Here is a 15910-nt window from a genome sequence, read left to right on the forward strand (position 1 = left end):
CTCGCTTCATATCTATTCAGTTCAGTATAGAGCGCTTACCACTTTTTATTCAGTACGCGGTCAATGCTGAATGCGCCAGGACCGGTGATACCCAGAATCAGGAAGCCGCCTGCGATGCTCAGGTTTTTCATGAACATCAGAGAGTTCATGCCTTCAGCAAAGTTACTGTGGAAGATAAACGCGGTTAACAGCGTAAAACCGGCGGTGAACAGCGCAGTCGTACGGGTCAGGAAGCCAAACAGAATGGCCAGGCCGCCGCCGAACTCAAGCAGAATAACCAGTGGCAGCATAAAGCCCGGAACGCCCATCGCTTCCATATACTGCTGCGTGCCCGCATAACCTGAAATTTTGCCCCAGCCTGCGCTGATGAACAGAATTGGCATCAGAATACGTGCGACCAGAAAACCAACATCTTCTAATTTTTTCATCTTTCTCTCCAGGAAACCATAATGTCTTTTGCTATCAAAAAGGCTGCAATCACGGGCCAGGGCGCATGTCTGCTGTCGATGGAGAGGATATTAAACGGGGCGGGGCAGGATTGTTAGCAAGGAAAACTGTCGAACTTTATCAAAGATTCTGAGTGAGTTTTGGGAGCAGATATCGGTAGGTTATGAGCAGACAGAAGGGAGGGAGTCGGGCGGCGTATGCCATGCCCGACAACGTTAGCGCCGTTGCTGCTCCAGGGTGGATTTCACCAGCCGCCAGACGCTCCACACGCCCAGACCGCGCTTCGCAACGCGCATCAGACGACTGGGGTGGCGTACGCCCCACACCGCCATCACGCTGCTGCCCACCAGTGCCCAGGAACGCAGGCTGAGAAAGGTGTTCCAGCCGCGATCGTAAGAAGCGGTGGTTTCAAGCCAGTCGCGGCGACAGGCGGTTAAATCGAGCCGCTGCTGCTGAATTTGACTGAGCAGCCGGGCTTTTCGTTTCAAACGCTCGGCCTGGTTGCTCATGATTTGTCATCCTCCAGCAACGAACGATCGTTAGCCAGTTCCTGACGTGTATGGCGCAGAATAGTGGATTGACGGGCTTTACGCAGGGTCCAGATTCCCCCGATAAGCGCGCCGATTAACAGCACGGCCGTGGTGGCAATCATCGCATTCAGCCGGTATTGCGGATCGATGGCCCAGATAATCAGCACCATCAAACTCATCAAACCGAAAGCAGCAAACAACATGGTAAACCCAACCATCAGCAGCAACTGGAAGAGGTTTGCTTTTTCCTCCTCCAGTTCGACCACCGCAAGCCGTAGCCTCGTTTCCACCATTTCAACCACGATGGAAACGATACGTTGTCCGATGCCAAGAACGCTTTTGCCTGGCCCTTGAGTGTGTCTGAGATCCGCCATAATCAGCGACGCGTCAGTAGCACGCCCAACACCACGCCCACTGCCGCACCGATCCCGACGCTGGTCCACGGATTATCACGAACGTATTCGTCGGTTTTCGCAGCAGCTTCACGAGTCTGGCGAGCAATAAGATCGCTGGTTTCACCGATGCGATAACGGCTCTCCTGCAGCGCTTTTTCAGCTTTACCGCGCAGTTTACTTAACTCTTCTTTTGATTTATCCCCGGAGGTATTCAGCACTTCTTCCAGGGTATCCGCCAGGGATTTCAACTCAGCGCGCAGATGGTCTGTATTGGTATCTTTTGACATGTTTCTCTCCAGGTGAGTAAGTATTAACTTCCATTAAATTAGTAGTCACGCGCCTCAAGCGCCTTCAGTTCTGACTCGGCCTCTTTCAGCTTGTGCTCGCGTTTACTGATTTTGTCCGCATCGCCTTTCTCTTTTGCCTCGGCTAAATCCTGGCGACGCTCGGTAATCTCTTCTTTCTGCCCGGCAATCTTGCGCTCATGGTCTGCACGCAGTTTGCTGTCTGAACAGTTAGTGCGTACTTCATGGAGTGCCTTGTTCAGGCCATCCACACGACGCTGATTGTTATGTTTTTCGGCGTAGCTAATTTCACGCAGGATCTCGTTTTCCTTCTCCTGACAAAGGGAAGCGGCCTGCGTCGCTGCGCTCAAAGATAAAAGAGTTAACGCCAGTGCGATGCGGTATTTCATAGTGAAACCTTCCATTGTTGGCTGGCGATAACGTAGAGCGCCAGCATCCAGTTGTGTTGCGTGGACTCTGGTTCCATTTACTCAAGCATAGTAAGTAAAAGGTGAAAGTACCAAAGTGGGTGAAAAGATTCAGAATCCTGGAAGTTTATCCGAACCTGTGAGTGGTGTCGCGCAGGCGGACCAGCCAGGCCGATGCCTGACTGTCGTCATCCTGCAACGCAATGATGTATCCATGAGGTAACGTGCGGTCGAGAACGGCTTTTGCCGCAGCGCTCTGACTACTGGACTCAAATTTGATGAGCAGCGTGTCATTGAGCGGGGTAATGCTTTTGAAATGAATGCCGTTGGCATCCAGATGGTGCCAGATTGAGAAGCCATCCGGCACGCTGACGTTTTGTGCTATCGGGCGTATGGCCAGGGTGGATTCCCGGTTTTGCAGCGTAACCCAGCCATAAAACAGCACGCCAAAGAGTGCCACCGCAAACAGGCCCATAAAGACCCCACGCACAAAGGGACGATGCAATTCCATGTTAACCCCGGTTACCGTATTTTTTCTTCCACATCACGACCAGCGAGCCAATCAGGCCGATGACCAGCAGCGCGACAGGAAGCAGCATCAGGCAGGACATGAGCTGATCTTCATATTTCCGAAACACAGGGGTAATGCCCAGCAAATAACCCAGTGTCGTCAGGATCAGCACCCATAACAACCCGCTCATCCAGTTGAAGAACTGGAAACGCGCATTGTTCAGACCCGAGATTCCGGCAATAGTTGGTAGCAATGTGCGAACAAAGGCAATAAATCGGCCCATCAACAACGCGGAGAGGCCATGTTTATGGAAAAGATGGTGAGCACGCTGGTGATAATGCGCCGGCAGATGGGAAAGCCAGTTCTGCACGACCCGTGTATTCCCCAGCCATCTCCCCTGTATGTAGCTCAGCCAACAACCCAGACTGGCAGCGATAGTTAGCAAAATGACGGTTTGTGGGAAGCCCATTGCGCCTTTAGATATCAGAACGCCGACAAGAACCAGCAGACTGTCGCCAGGCAAAAACGCGGCCGGGAGCAGGCCATTTTCCAGAAACAAAATGACAAACAAAACGAAATAGAGCATGCCGATCATCGACGGGTTAGCCAGGGTTTCAAAGTCCTGGCTCCAGAGGGCATGGAGTAATTGGCTTAAAAGTTCCATTCAAGATTCCTGGTACATCGGTTTACGTCACGTCGGTTACCTGTAAACAGCACGGCGAAATTATTAATCAATACATTATGGTCGCTCGTGGCACATCTGCTGTCTGACTTTGGTGACTAACGTAGTGAGCAAGTACTAACTCACGCAGAGACAAAATGCGTCCAATTGTAACAAATGCCGCTGTTCTGCGTCAGAGAAATTACGCTTTGTCAGAAAATGATTTTGCTTGTCGAAGAGGGGTGAGGCGAGGGTATTTACACAGGCTGACACTCTATACTTTTTACTGACCCTAAAAGCCGCCAGGCGCATCCCATCGGTGCGCCTGTAGCAAGAGTGATTATTTTACGCCGTTCGCAGCAGCGTCAAGGTGAACCACCGGGTTTTCAGCAAACAAATAGCGGTCAGCATTGAATTCGAAATCGTCGCTGGTTTCGTTGAAAAGCATCTGTTTGGTATTTTCGAGGTGCTGCCACATCGCCACTTTAGCCGCGTGTGGATCTTTGCGAATCAAGGCTTTAAGAATCTGATCATGGTCGTCACACCAGTTATCTACGGTGCGTAAATCGATATGATCGTGCAGTTTTTTCCAGTACGGGTTATGAACACGTTGAGTCCACATTTTTTCGACAATCGCTGCCAGAGCGGTGTTTTGCGTCGCCAGGGCGACCTGAACGTGGAACTGCAGGTCCCATTCTGAGTCACGGAAGCACTTCTCTTTGCGCGCGTTGTCCTGGATCTCCATCAGCTTCATGATGTCCTGCTTGGTGACCTGGGTGGCGGCAAATTCAGCAATATTACTTTCAATCAGCTGACGCGCCTGGAGTAACTCAAACGGTCCGTAATTGGCGAACTCCAGGTTTTCATCTGGCACCTGCGAATAACGGGCCTGATTGGAAATGACATGAATGCCCGAGCCTTTGCGGACCTCAACATACCCTTCCACTTCAAGCATGATGATCGCTTCACGTACCACGGTGCGACTGACGCTTTTTTCTTCAGCAATAAAGCGTTCAGCTGGAAGTTTGTCACCCACGAGGTAAACACCTTGCTCAATGCGGCTTTTCAGCTCAGCGGCAAGTTGTTGATACAAACGTCGTGATTCGGTGATTTCCATATGCGCTCCAGGTAAGATATGGCAATAGTGGATTTGTTATACCACTTTTGCGTCTTTCTCACCATAACAGAGGAAGAAAAAGCCGCCCGATGATGGCGGGCGGCTGGGGGGACTGCATAGCAAACGGGAGTGTCGCTAGCTTTGGGTGGCGGTACCGCCGACCGCGGATTTTTCTGCTTCCAGCTCGGCTGCCGATTTACTTTTCAGCACCGTCCAGATTACAACTGCACCCATAATATCGAAGACAGCCAGCACGGCAAACAGCGGGCTGAAGCCGATGGTGTCAGCCAGCGCACCCACTACCAGCGCAAACATGGTACTTGCTGTCCATGCCGCCATACCGGTCAGGCCGTTCGCGGTGGCCACTTCGTTACGCCCAAAGACGTCAGAAGAGAGGGTAATCAGCGCACCGGACAGTGACTGGTGAGCAAAACCACCGATACACAGCAGGCCGATTGCAACGTACGGGCTGGTGAACAGACCGATCATGCCTGGGCCAATCATCAGTACCGCACCCATGGTCACAACCAGTTTACGAGACACAATCAGGTTCACACCAAACCAGCGCTGGAACAGCGGCGGCAGGTAACCCCCGACGATACAACCCAGGTCAGCAAACAGCATTGGCATCCAGGCGAACATCGCGATCTCTTTCAGGTTAAAGCCGTAGACTTTAAACATGAACAGCGGGATCCAGGCGTTAAACGTACCCCAGGCCGGTTCTGCCAGGAAGCGCGGCAGTGCGATACCCCAGAACTGACGGGTACCCAGAATTTGCAGCACGGTCATTTTTTTGCCGTTAAAGGTCTGGTGTTGTGCTTCCTGACCGCCAATGATGTATTCGCGTTCTTCTTCAGACAGTTTTTTCTGATCGCGCGGGTGTTTATAGAAAATCAGCCATGCCATAGCCCATGCGAAGCTCAGCACGCCGGAGATAATGAACGCGAGCTGCCAGCTGTGCATGACGATTGCCCACACGACCAGCGGCGGCGCAATCATCGCACCAATAGAGGAACCGACGTTGAAGTAGCCCACTGCGATAGAACGTTCTTTCGCCGGGAACCACTCGGAAGCGGCTTTCAGGCCAGCCGGAATCATCGCGGCTTCAGCAGCACCAACGGCACCACGCGCCAGAGCCAGACCACCCCAGCTACCCGCCAGCGCAGTCGCGCCGCAGAAGATGGCCCAGGTCACGGCGAAGACCGCATAACCAATCTTGGTCCCGAGGATATCCAGTACATAACCCGCAACAGGCTGCATGATGGTATACGCCGCCGAGTAGGCCGCAATAATATAGGAGTATTGCTGCGTGGAAATATTCAACTCTTGCATCAGCGTGGGCGCTGCCGCAGCAATGGTGTTACGCGTCAAGTAACCCAGCACGGTGCCCAGCGTCACCAGTGCTATCATGTACCAACGTAACCCTTTAATTTTACGCATGTAAACCTCATCGTTATGGTAATTCCGCTTTCGCGGTCACCTGCCGGTTGCAGTCGGAAGGTGAAAACGGGAGGGCGTCAGCGGAAAAGCTCCGTAACAACCCGAACCTTGCTATTCAACGTGCTTAATTCGGCATCCGTACCGTAAAGGCCGATTTTTGAGGTATCGGCAATTCATTCCGTCGGCGTATGTATTCGACGGCAGAAAGATAACTTGTCATACAACTTGAAAAGGTGAGTGACATCACAAAAGTGTTTTTCTTTGTGTGGTCTTTAACTTCAGGCGGGAAAGCCAGTTGCTGCGCGGCCTGGCAGTGATTTGAGCAACCATTTCTGTAAATATTTGTCATCGTTTATTGATCTAACTCACGAAAAAGTGCTCAGCCTATAGAAATTGGTGTGATAACTTTGTCAGCATTAAGGTAAGCATCAGACGCACTCGTTGAGAGGAAGACGATAATGACCCCGTTTATGACTGAAGATTTTCTGTTAGATACTGAATTCGCACGCCGCCTGTACCATGACTACGCCAAAGATCAGCCGATTTTTGACTTTCACTGCCACCTGCCGCCGCAGCAGATTGCAGATAACTACCGTTTTAAAAACCTGTATGACATCTGGTTGAAAGGCGACCACTACAAGTGGCGCGCAATGCGCACCAACGGTGTGGCTGAACGCCTGTGCACCGGTGATGCCAGCGATCGTGAGAAGTTTGACGCCTTTGCCGCAACCGTACCGCACACCATCGGTAACCCGTTATACCACTGGACGCATCTGGAGCTTCGTCGCCCATTTGGTATTACAGGTAAGCTGCTTTCCCCGTCTACTGCCGATGAAATCTGGAATTTGGGCAACGAACTGCTGGCTCAGGACAAATTTACGGCCCGTGGAATCATGGAGCAGATGAATGTGAAGATGGTCGGCACCACTGACGATCCGATCGATTCTCTTGAACACCATGCGACGGTTGCCAAAGACACCACCTTCTCCATCAAAGTGCTGCCAAGCTGGCGCCCGGATAAAGCCTTCAATATTGAGCTGGCAACCTTTAACGATTACATGAGCAAGCTGGGTGAAGTGTCTGACACCGACATCCGTCGCTTTGCCGACCTGCAAACGGCGTTGACTAAACGTCTCGACCACTTTGAAGCACATGGTTGTAAAGTGTCGGACCACGCGCTTGACGTTGTACTGTTTGCTGAAGCAACTGACGCCGAGCTGGACAGCATCCTGGCGCGTCGCCTCTCCGGTGAGACCTTAAGCGAACGCGAAGTGGCGCAGTTCAAAACCGCTGTTCTGGTCTGGCTTGGCGCGGAATACGCACGTCGCGGTTGGGTACAGCAGTACCACATCGGCGCACTGCGTAATAACAACCTGCGTCAGTTCAAATTGCTGGGGCCGGATGTTGGGTTTGACTCCATCAATGACCGCCCGCTGGCTGAAGAGCTGTCCAAACTGCTGAGCAAGCAGAATGAAGAGAATCTGCTGCCAAAAACCATTCTGTACTGTCTGAACCCGCGCGATAACGAAGTGCTGGGGACCATGATCGGTAACTTCCAGGGTGAAGGTATGCCTGGCAAGATGCAGTTCGGTTCCGGCTGGTGGTTTAACGATCAGAAAGACGGTATGGAACGTCAGATGACACAACTGGCGCAGCTGGGTCTGTTAAGCCGCTTCGTGGGCATGCTGACCGACAGCCGCAGCTTCCTGTCATACACCCGTCATGAATACTTCCGCCGCATCCTGTGCCAGATGATTGGTCGCTGGGTCCATGCAGGGGAAGCACCGGCAGATATCCAACTGCTGGGTGAGATGGTGAGAAATATCTGCTTTAACAATGCGCGTGATTACTTCGCGATTGAACTGAACTAGGCCGTTTGAGGTTGATATGCAATACATCAAGATCCACTCGCTGGATAATGTCGCGGTAGCGCTGGCGGATCTCGCCGAAGGTACAGAAGTCGTTGTTGACGGCCATGAGGTTCGCCTGCGTCAGGCGGTGGTTCGTGGGCATAAGTTTGCCCTTAAGGCCATCCCGATGGGTGAGAACGTCGTTAAATATGGCCTGCCAATTGGCCATGCGACAACGGATATCGCCGCAGGCGAACATATCCATTCTCATAATGCCCGTACCAATCTGAGCGATCTGGATGAGTATAGCTATCAACCCGAACTGGTTGATGAACATGCACCGGCGGGGGACCGCGAGGTTCAGATTTACCGCCGTGCAAACGGTGATGTCGGGGTCCGTAATGAGCTGTGGATCCTGCCTACCGTGGGTTGCGTCAACGGGATTGCCCGTCAGATTCAGACCCGTTTTCTGAAAGAGACCAACAACGCTGCAGATATCGATGGCGTTCACCTGTTCAGCCACACCTATGGTTGCTCCCAATTGGGTGACGACCACGTAAACACCCGTACCATGCTGCAAAACATGGTACGACACCCGAATGCGGGCGCGGTGCTGGTGATTGGGCTGGGTTGTGAAAACAACCAGGTGGATGCATTTCGCGAAACCCTGGGCGAGTATGACCCGTCCCGCGTCCACTTTATGATCTGCCAACACCAGGACGACGAAGTGGAGGCGGGAATTGAACATATGTATGCGCTCTACGAAGCGCTGCGTCACGACAAACGTGAGCCGGGCAAGCTGAGCGAGCTGAAGTTTGGCCTGGAGTGTGGCGGTTCTGATGGTCTTTCTGGCATCACCGCAAACCCAATGCTGGGCCGCTTCTCCGACTATCTCATTAGCAATGGCGGCACCACGGTGCTGACTGAAGTACCGGAAATGTTCGGTGCCGAGCAGATTTTGATGAGCCACTGCCGCGATGAAGAGACCTTTGAAAAGACGGTGACCATGGTCAACGATTTCAAACAGTACTTTATTGCGCATAACCAGCCGATTTATGAGAATCCATCGCCCGGTAACAAAGCGGGCGGGATTACCACGCTGGAAGAAAAATCGCTGGGTTGCACCCAAAAAGCCGGTGCCAGTCAGGTGGTGGATGTTCTGCGCTACGGTGAACGCCTGAAAACCCATGGCCTCAATCTACTGAGCGCACCGGGTAACGATGCGGTCGCCACCAGTGCGCTGGCGGGCGCAGGCTGCCATATGGTGCTGTTCAGTACCGGTCGCGGCACCCCCTACGGTGGATTTGTGCCAACGGTGAAAATTGCCACTAACAGCGAACTGGCAGCGAAGAAGAAACACTGGATCGACTTTGATGCCGGCCAGCTGATCCACGGTAAAACTATGCCGCAATTGCTCAGTGAATTTGTGGATGTGATTGTTGATTTTGCCAACGGTAAAGAGACCTGCAACGAACGCAACGAATTCCGCGAGCTGGCAATATTTAAGAGCGGCGTAACGCTTTAATTAACTTTCATCGTGCTGGAAATTAAAAACGACGTTTCATAATATGGAGCGTCGTTTCTTTTTATGCTGTTAACAAGGATCTTCCATGAGCGCGTACTGGTTAGCCCAGGGCGTAGGTGTGCTGGCGTTTATCATCGGTATTACCACGTTCATTAACCGCGACGAAAAGCGTTTCAAACTTCAGCTTTCCCTCTACAGCGCCACCATTGGCGTGCATTTCTTCCTGATGGGTGCGCTGCCTGCGGGGATGAGTGCAGAACTTAATGCGGTGCGCACGCTCATCTCAATGCATACCCGCAAACTTTGGGTGATGGCGGTATTTATCACGCTGACCCTCTTTTTTGGCCTGATTAAACTGCACCATCCCGTGGAGCTCTTACCTGTCGTGGGGACGGTGGCCAGTACCTGGGCGCTGTTCCGCTGCCAGGGGTTAAAAGTGCGCTGTATCATGTGGTGCTCGACCGCCTGCTGGGTCACCCACAACCTGTGGCTGGGTTCAATTGGTGGAACGCTTATTGAAGGCAGCTTCCTGGTGATGAATGGCCTGAATATTATTCGATTCTGGCGGATGCAAAAACGCGGTATCGACCCGTTTAAGGTCGAAACCGCGATGACGAAAGCGTCCTCATCTGAGCGCTAAAGAAGGTAAATGGGTTAATTGCGTAACGCGTTTTTTGCCAGACGATCGTCTTCGGCCTGGCAGGCGGCTGCCGTAAAAAGCACATCGGTGGAGGAATTTAATGCTGTTTCACAGGAATCCTGCAGCACCCCGATGATAAAACCGACCGCGACGACCTGCATGGCGATATCGCTTGAGATGCCAAACATATTGCAGGCCAGTGGGATCAGCAGTAATGACCCGCCCGCCACGCCGGATGCACCGCATGCGCAGAGCGATGCAACAACGCTAAGCAGCAGTGCGGTTGGCAAATCCACTTGCACACCCAATGTATGTACAGCCGCCAGCGTCAGTACCGTGATGGTGATAGCTGCGCCTGCCATATTGACGGTGGCCCCCAGCGGAATGGAGACGGAATAGGTATCCCTGTCAAGATTCAGTTTTTCGCACAACGCCATGTTTACCGGGATGTTGGCCGCCGAACTACGGGTGAAGAAGGCATATACGCCACTTTCACGTAGACAGGTGAGTACCAGCGGGTAGGGATTACGTCGAATTTGCCAGTAGACCAGCAGAGGATTGATGATCAGCGCCACCAGAGCCATACAGCCAACAAGAACAACCAGCAGCTGTGCGTAACCCCAAAGGGTACTGAAGCCCGTCGTGGCAAGGGTCGACGCGACAAGCCCGAAGATCCCGATGGGGGCGAAACGGATCACCACTTTCACCATGAATGTCACTGCATGAGAGAAATCATTCACCAGATTTTTTGTGGTCTCGTTACCGTGGCGCAGGGCGAAGCCCAGGCCGATGGCCCACACCAGAATGCCAATGTAGTTTGCGTTCAACAGGGCATCGACCGGATTGGAAACCATGCTCATCAGGAGCCCACGCATGACCTCTACGATGCCAGAAGGTGGGGTAACATCACCCGCGGCGGTAGTCAGATGCAACGATGAAGGGAATAAAAAGCTGAACACCACTGCCGTCAAGGCTGCCGAAAATGTACCCAGCAAATAGAGGAAAAGAATAGGGCGTATGTTGGTCTTTTGCCCTTTTTGATGGCTGGCGATAGAGGCCATGACCAGCATCAGTACCAGTACCGGGGCAACAGCTTTCAGAGCACCGACAAAAAGTGTACCCAGCAGACCGACTGCCACAGCTGCGGGTGTGGAGACCCACGCCAGTAAAATACCTAGCACCAGGCCCACCATGATTTGTTTTACAAGGCTACCCCGTGCAATACGTTGCAACACGCCAGCAGAACGATGCGTAGTCATTCCTTTTTCCTTAAGTGAAATTGTGTGTCATCCAGATGTGCTCAATGTCACATTTATGTCTGGATGTAAATAAATGTTTGCCAAGTGAGTATAAGGAATACAGGCGAGGGGGGAAGGATAAAATGCTGGAATTTACGCAGTGCATCATACTTTTTAACTAATAAGTTACATTTCCTGCCCGGCAATCTACCATTGACCGGGCAGGAGGATTCATTAAGGCATTTTCTTTTTGTCGTGTTGATGATTCACCCACGCGTTGATAAGCAGCGTGAGCAGCAGGATCCCGCCGACCACGCTCAGCGAAATGGCGATCGGAATATGGTAGAAGTCGACAATCAACATCTTCACGCCGATGAACACCAGAATCACCGACAGCCCATATTTCAGCATAGTGAAGCGTTCAGCCACGCCGGCCAGCAGGAAGTACATGGCACGCAGACCCAGAATCGCAAACAGGTTCGAGGTCAGGACGATAAACGGATCGGTAGTAACGGCGAAAATAGCCGGAATACTGTCGACGGCAAAAATCACATCACTCAACTCGACCAGAATCAGCACCAGCAGCAGCGGGGTGGCAAACAGCAGTCCGTTTTTCCGCACGAAGAAGCGCTCGTTTTCAATCTTGTCCGTCATGCGCAGGTGGCTACGTAGCCAGCGCACCAGCGGCTTGTCACCGATCCCGCTGTCGTCCTCTTTCGCCAGCGCCATCTTGATACCGGTAAAGAGCAGGAAGGCCCCGAAGACATACAGCAGCCATTCGAACTGGGTAATCAGCCAGCTCCCTGCAAAAATCATGATGGTACGCAGGACAATCGCGCCCAGTACGCCGTAAATCAACACGCGTCGCTGCAAGGCCGCTGGGACCGCGAAATAGCTGAACAGCATTAGCCAGACAAAGACGTTGTCGACGGCCAGCGCTTTTTCAATCAGATAGCCGGTAAGGAACGCCAGCGCCTGGGTATCTGCCACCGCCCGACCTTCGGTCTGCGTCAGATACCACCAGAAAGCGGCGTTAAACAGGAGAGAGAGGCTAACCCAGACCAGTGACCAGACGGCCGCCTGCTTCATGGTCATCGTATGGACGCCGCGACGCCCCTGAAGCAGAAGGTCGATAGCCAGCATGATAACGACGACAACGGCGAAGCTACCCCAAAGCAGTGGTGTACCAACGGTATTCATAGCAAGATTCCTTAACACCTAAAACGAAAACGGCCAACGTCGAAAGACGCCAGCCGCTTGCTTTAGATGCAATAGGTCCTCGCCTTTCGGCAAGGTCTCACTTACGTCATAGGTATGACGCCCGGCGACCGGATGCATATCTACCCGTTATCTTTCAAGCCGCAGGTGCATGGACCGCAACTCAAAATCTTTCGGGTAGAGGCATCGTAATGACGGCCCACCGGCAACGAAGTTACTCCCCTTTGCTCGTAACAAAGTATGACAGAACATTCAGCACGTCAATGTTCTGTAACATCTGTTTTACATACCTTTACGCCTGAGCGGTCACTTCAGCCGAATCGGCTGGGAACACCACGCCGGTCTGGCGGCGGATCTCGGTTGCCAGTTTTGCCGTAATTCGACTGACCTCGAGTGCCGGGTGGTCAATGGTCTGCGCCTCCACCAACTGCGCAAAAACCTCCGCTTCATACAGCATGGTGTTGATATGCTGCGGTTGAGTGAGTTCCTGCGCTTTACCACCGCGCGGCACGAAAGAGAGCTTCTGGCATTCAGAGAGCTTTTCCATCACCAGAGAGCCCGCTTCACCCTGAATTTCGCTCGGCAGCACTGAGTCGCTCACTTTGGAATGTTGCAGGGTTACGCTGAAATCACCGTAATCCAGCACCGCGACACCGTGGGCATCCACGCCGCTTGCCAGCAAACTGGCGGTCGCCTGTACGCGCTTCGGTTCACCCCATAGCGCCACCGCTGAGGCCAGCACGTAGAAACCAATGTCCATGATTGACCCGTTAGAAAACACCGGGTTGAAGGTATTAGGATTCTCACCATCGAGGTAACGCTGATAACGGGAGGAGTACTGGCAGTAGTTGAAGAACGCTTTATGAATTTTGCCCGCTTTTTCCAGCGACTGTTTCAGCAGCACAAAATTAGGCAGGCTGGCGGTCTTGAAGGCTTCAAACAGCACCACCTGATTCTCTTTCGCAAGCTTAATGGCCGCTTCCACTTCGCGCAGATTCGACGCCAGCGGCTTTTCGCAAATCACATGCTTTTTATGGCTGAGGAAGAGCCTGGTTTGGGGAAAGTGCAGTGAATTGGGGCTGGCGATATAGACTGCGTCGATTTCATCACTCTGTGCCATCGCCTCAAGCGAGGTAAAGAGGTGCTCGACGGGGTAATCCCTGGCAAATTCCTGCGCCTGTTCCAGGCTGCGTGAGTAGACGGCGGTGAGCTTGTATTTGCCCGTTTCATGGGCGGCATCGACAAACTGGCGGGTGATCCAGTTCGTGCCAATGACAGCAAAACGTATCATTAAGCGAGTTCCTTTGACTGAGCACTGTCCGGCAATGTAACACGATGGGCGGAGAGGAAAAAAGAGTCGATTCCGGATTGTGGAAGCCGCCTCGCAGCTCAGGCCTGGCGGTCAAAAAGATGCAGGGCAGCAATGCGATCAAGCGCGTGCAATAGCGCTGCGTCCCCGGCGGTCAGGCTGATACGAATATACCCCTCACCCCCTTTGCCAAAACCGATGCCGGGCGCCACCAGCACATGGACTTCCTGTAACAACAGTTCTGCGAACTGCTGCGAGCTAAACCCGCCAGGCACGGCGAGCCAGAGGAAAAAAGTGCCTTGTGATTCCCGCACGGGCCAGCGCAGTTCAGCCAGCTTTTGCACGACCCGTTTACGCCGTTGATGGTAGACCGCCACAAGCTGTTGCAGACGCTCATCCGGCAGTGAAAGGGCGGTGATGGCGGCATCCTGAATCGCGCCAAACACGGTGCTGTAGCTGTGGGTATGCAGCTTTTTAAAGGCTTTGATAATCGAGGCGTTACCCACCGCAAAACCAAAGCGCCAGCCCGCCATATTAAAGGTCTTCGAGAAGGTATAGGTTTCGACGCCCCACTCTTTCGCATCCGGCTGAGAAAACAGGCTTAGCGGCACATCTTCATGCGTACTGCCAATCGCCGCATAGGCGAAATCATGCAGCAGCGGCACGTTGTGGCGCTGGGCAAACTGCAACGCATCGGCAAAGAGTTCGGGTGTCGCCAGCGCACCCGTTGGGTTGTGCGGGTAGTTGAGGATAACCAGCCCGGCGTGACAGGCAACCTCATCCGGCACATCGGCAAAATCGGGCAGGAACTGGCTTTCTTCGCTGACCACAAGCCCAAAGAAATGCGCCTGTGACTGGCGCGCTGCCGAACGGTAAATGGGATAGCAAGGGTCGGTGGAGATGATGTACTGCCCGGGGTTCACCACCGCGCGCGGGATCCCGCCCACGCCAATGTGCGATCCCTGAAACACTGCTACTTCGGTGTCGGGATCTAATTCCACCCCGTAATGGCGCAGATAAAAATCAGCGATCGCCTGACGCACCTGAGGTTTACCCCAGAAGGAGGGGTAGCCGTGATTTTTGCTATCAGTAATGGCTGCCTGAACGGAGGCGACCACTTCCGGCGGCGTCGGTTGATCCGGGCTGCCGCTGGAGAGATCGATAAGGGGGAGATCCTCGGTATTGACCTGGGAGGCCAGCTTTTCCAGCACGCTAAATAAATTTTCTTCCAGTTCATCGACTAATTGCGAGGCACGAAATTCAGGCATGGTTATCTCGGTGTCATAAAACGATAATTGACTATTGCATAACTGACCCATCGTTAACATTATTTGCCATCGTTCCCTTAAGCAAAAAATAAACTGTCCATTGCTGTTTTTTATATATAGCCAACCTGATTATCGATAGTACAAAAAAGCAAAATGAAAGTCGTCAATCTGACTGACAACGCACAGACGGCTGTGATTTAATCAAATTCAATCACCAACCGACAGGGATAATGCGTTATGAATAAGCCAATATTATTTGGTTTCGTCTTTGCTGTACTTTCATCTTCATCATTTCTTGCTGCGGCGCAGGATAAACTCATTCGCGTCGGTTTTAATCCCGGTCCTTATAAAGAACAATTTGAAAAAGGTGTGGCGCCTTATCTTATTAAAAAAGGTTATAAAGTCGAATATAAAGATTTTAGCGATGGTATTCAGGTCAACGATGCCGTTGCCCGTGGCAATATAGAAGCCAATATTATGCAGCACCCGGTTTATCTGAAATCGGTCAATGAAAGGCTGGGCATTGATAACATCGGCATTGTACAAGTGCCAACCCCACCGATGGGCTTGTACAGCGGCAAAATCAAAGCGCTAAAAACGCCGGCAGAAGGCACGGTCATTTCGGTGCCCAATCAGCCACCGAATGAATACCGCGCGCTGTTGGTCCTGCAAAGTCTGGGTTGGGTAAAACTGAAGCCAGACAGCGATCCGGCTACCTTCTCTCAGCGTAACATCCTTGAAAACCCCTATAAAATTGTGCTCAAAGAGATGGATAACGCCCAGCAGGTTCGCGCCTTACCGGATGTGGACTACGGCCTGATTCAGGGTAACTTCGCGGTCTCCAGTGGTTTGAAACTTAATTCGGCATTAAAGCTGGAAACCCCGGTGAGTCAGTTTATTAACGTTGTGACCATTGCCGGTAAAAATAAAGACGCACCCTTTGCTAAGGATATTATTGACGGCTATCACTCCGCTGATTTCAAAAATTATATTCTGACCCATGAGCAATATAACGGTTATCTGCTACCTGATTATTTGAAATGAGCACT

Annotated in this window: 17 protein-coding genes; 4 read left to right on the forward strand and 13 right to left on the reverse strand. The window is 52.3% G+C overall.

What is annotated here, in order from left to right; all coding sequences use genetic code 11:
• Positions 1-35 precede the first annotated feature (35 nt).
• The 9 genes from ACUY4Q_RS03210 to ACUY4Q_RS03250 form a co-directional block, all read right to left on the reverse strand.
• Positions 36-428, reverse strand: coding sequence for a DoxX family protein (locus ACUY4Q_RS03210; protein WP_458045657.1), 393 nt, complete (start codon positions 426-428; stop codon positions 36-38).
• Between the two features lie 234 nt (positions 429-662).
• Entirely contained in the window at positions 663-956 is a 294-nt protein-coding gene (locus tag ACUY4Q_RS03215) for a YqjK-like family protein (protein WP_458045658.1), read from the reverse strand.
• The gene (locus tag ACUY4Q_RS03220; protein ID WP_458045659.1) at positions 953-1351 is read right to left on the reverse strand and encodes a phage holin family protein; all 399 of its coding nucleotides are present in this window, start codon (positions 1349-1351) and stop codon (positions 953-955) included. The genes ACUY4Q_RS03215 and ACUY4Q_RS03220 overlap by 4 nt, the downstream gene beginning before the upstream one ends.
• A gap of 2 nt (positions 1352-1353) precedes the next feature.
• Positions 1354-1659: an ElaB/YgaM/YqjD family protein gene (locus tag ACUY4Q_RS03225; RefSeq protein WP_458045660.1), complete on the reverse strand. Its 306-nt coding sequence runs from the start codon at positions 1657-1659 to the stop codon at positions 1354-1356.
• A gap of 38 nt (positions 1660-1697) precedes the next feature.
• Positions 1698-2066, reverse strand: coding sequence for a DUF1090 domain-containing protein (locus ACUY4Q_RS03230; protein ID WP_458045661.1), 369 nt, complete (start codon positions 2064-2066; stop codon positions 1698-1700).
• A 145-nt stretch (positions 2067-2211) separates the two neighbouring features.
• Entirely contained in the window at positions 2212-2559 is a 348-nt protein-coding gene (mzrA, locus tag ACUY4Q_RS03235) for an EnvZ/OmpR regulon moderator MzrA (protein WP_458047247.1), read from the reverse strand.
• 37 nt (positions 2560-2596) lie between these two features.
• The gene (gene yqjA / locus ACUY4Q_RS03240; protein WP_458045662.1) at positions 2597-3259 is read right to left on the reverse strand and encodes a DedA family general envelope maintenance protein YqjA; all 663 of its coding nucleotides are present in this window, start codon (positions 3257-3259) and stop codon (positions 2597-2599) included.
• A 337-nt stretch (positions 3260-3596) separates the two neighbouring features.
• On the reverse strand, positions 3597-4373 hold the full coding sequence (exuR, locus tag ACUY4Q_RS03245; RefSeq protein WP_458045663.1) for a transcriptional regulator ExuR: 777 nt from the start codon (positions 4371-4373) through the stop codon (positions 3597-3599).
• Between the two features lie 135 nt (positions 4374-4508).
• Complete coding sequence (locus ACUY4Q_RS03250) at positions 4509-5813, reverse strand: MFS transporter (protein ID WP_458045664.1); 1305 nt, start codon at positions 5811-5813, stop codon at positions 4509-4511.
• A gap of 458 nt (positions 5814-6271) precedes the next feature.
• Between ACUY4Q_RS03250 and uxaC the strand changes: the two genes are divergently transcribed.
• The 3 genes from uxaC (at position 6272) to ACUY4Q_RS03265 (ending at position 9828) form a co-directional block, all read left to right on the forward strand.
• Positions 6272-7684: a glucuronate isomerase gene (gene uxaC / locus ACUY4Q_RS03255; protein WP_458045665.1), complete on the forward strand. Its 1413-nt coding sequence runs from the start codon at positions 6272-6274 to the stop codon at positions 7682-7684.
• Positions 7685-7700: 16 nt separating this feature from the next.
• Positions 7701-9188, forward strand: coding sequence for a UxaA family hydrolase (locus ACUY4Q_RS03260; protein WP_458045666.1), 1488 nt, complete (start codon positions 7701-7703; stop codon positions 9186-9188).
• A gap of 85 nt (positions 9189-9273) precedes the next feature.
• Positions 9274-9828 carry a YgjV family protein gene (locus ACUY4Q_RS03265; RefSeq protein WP_458045667.1) on the forward strand — a complete coding sequence of 185 codons (555 nt, stop codon included), beginning with the start codon at positions 9274-9276 and terminating at the stop codon, positions 9826-9828.
• 14 nt (positions 9829-9842) lie between these two features.
• On the opposite strand, the gene sstT is transcribed toward ACUY4Q_RS03265, so the two are convergent.
• The 4 genes from sstT to ACUY4Q_RS03285 all read right to left on the reverse strand — a co-directional run bounded on the left by sstT (position 9843) and on the right by ACUY4Q_RS03285 (position 14861).
• Complete coding sequence (gene sstT / locus ACUY4Q_RS03270) at positions 9843-11087, reverse strand: serine/threonine transporter SstT (protein ID WP_458045668.1); 1245 nt, start codon at positions 11085-11087, stop codon at positions 9843-9845.
• A gap of 213 nt (positions 11088-11300) precedes the next feature.
• The gene (locus ACUY4Q_RS03275) at positions 11301-12266 is read right to left on the reverse strand and encodes a TerC family protein (RefSeq protein ID WP_458045669.1); all 966 of its coding nucleotides are present in this window, start codon (positions 12264-12266) and stop codon (positions 11301-11303) included.
• A gap of 310 nt (positions 12267-12576) precedes the next feature.
• Entirely contained in the window at positions 12577-13575 is a 999-nt protein-coding gene (locus tag ACUY4Q_RS03280; protein ID WP_458045670.1) for a Gfo/Idh/MocA family protein, read from the reverse strand.
• Between the two features lie 98 nt (positions 13576-13673).
• Positions 13674-14861: an aminotransferase class I/II-fold pyridoxal phosphate-dependent enzyme gene (locus ACUY4Q_RS03285; RefSeq protein WP_458045671.1), complete on the reverse strand. Its 1188-nt coding sequence runs from the start codon at positions 14859-14861 to the stop codon at positions 13674-13676.
• Positions 14862-15098: 237 nt separating this feature from the next.
• On the opposite strand from ACUY4Q_RS03285, the gene ACUY4Q_RS03290 reads away from it, so the two are divergent.
• Positions 15099-15905 (forward strand): MetQ/NlpA family ABC transporter substrate-binding protein, encoded by an 807-nt coding sequence (locus ACUY4Q_RS03290; RefSeq protein ID WP_458045672.1) that lies wholly within the window; start codon positions 15099-15101, stop codon positions 15903-15905.
• Positions 15906-15910 lie beyond the last annotated feature (5 nt).

It is taken from the genome of Phytobacter cepae (assembly GCF_054165735.1).

Bases quoted from the DNA above. Each gene is read 5' to 3' on its own strand.
- ACUY4Q_RS03290 (WP_458045672.1), top strand. From the start codon at position 15,099: ATGAATAAGCCAATATTATTTGGTTTCGTCTTTGCTGTACTTTCATCT.
- exuR (WP_458045663.1), bottom strand. From the start codon at position 4,373: ATGGAAATCACCGAATCACGACGTTTGTATCAACAACTTGCCGCTGAG.
- mzrA (WP_458047247.1), bottom strand. From the start codon at position 2,559: ATGGGCCTGTTTGCGGTGGCACTCTTTGGCGTGCTGTTTTATGGCTGG.
- ACUY4Q_RS03215 (WP_458045658.1), bottom strand. From the start codon at position 956: ATGAGCAACCAGGCCGAGCGTTTGAAACGAAAAGCCCGGCTGCTCAGT.
- ACUY4Q_RS03230 (WP_458045661.1), bottom strand. From the start codon at position 2,066: ATGAAATACCGCATCGCACTGGCGTTAACTCTTTTATCTTTGAGCGCA.
- ACUY4Q_RS03285 (WP_458045671.1), bottom strand. From the start codon at position 14,861: ATGCCTGAATTTCGTGCCTCGCAATTAGTCGATGAACTGGAAGAAAAT.
- ACUY4Q_RS03220 (WP_458045659.1), bottom strand. From the start codon at position 1,351: ATGGCGGATCTCAGACACACTCAAGGGCCAGGCAAAAGCGTTCTTGGC.
- sstT (WP_458045668.1), bottom strand. From the start codon at position 11,087: ATGACTACGCATCGTTCTGCTGGCGTGTTGCAACGTATTGCACGGGGT.
- ACUY4Q_RS03225 (WP_458045660.1), bottom strand. From the start codon at position 1,659: ATGTCAAAAGATACCAATACAGACCATCTGCGCGCTGAGTTGAAATCC.
- ACUY4Q_RS03260 (WP_458045666.1), top strand. From the start codon at position 7,701: ATGCAATACATCAAGATCCACTCGCTGGATAATGTCGCGGTAGCGCTG.
- uxaC (WP_458045665.1), top strand. From the start codon at position 6,272: ATGACCCCGTTTATGACTGAAGATTTTCTGTTAGATACTGAATTCGCA.
- ACUY4Q_RS03275 (WP_458045669.1), bottom strand. From the start codon at position 12,266: ATGAATACCGTTGGTACACCACTGCTTTGGGGTAGCTTCGCCGTTGTC.
- ACUY4Q_RS03210 (WP_458045657.1), bottom strand. From the start codon at position 428: ATGAAAAAATTAGAAGATGTTGGTTTTCTGGTCGCACGTATTCTGATG.
- ACUY4Q_RS03250 (WP_458045664.1), bottom strand. From the start codon at position 5,813: ATGCGTAAAATTAAAGGGTTACGTTGGTACATGATAGCACTGGTGACG.
- yqjA (WP_458045662.1), bottom strand. From the start codon at position 3,259: ATGGAACTTTTAAGCCAATTACTCCATGCCCTCTGGAGCCAGGACTTT.
- ACUY4Q_RS03265 (WP_458045667.1), top strand. From the start codon at position 9,274: ATGAGCGCGTACTGGTTAGCCCAGGGCGTAGGTGTGCTGGCGTTTATC.
- ACUY4Q_RS03280 (WP_458045670.1), bottom strand. From the start codon at position 13,575: ATGATACGTTTTGCTGTCATTGGCACGAACTGGATCACCCGCCAGTTT.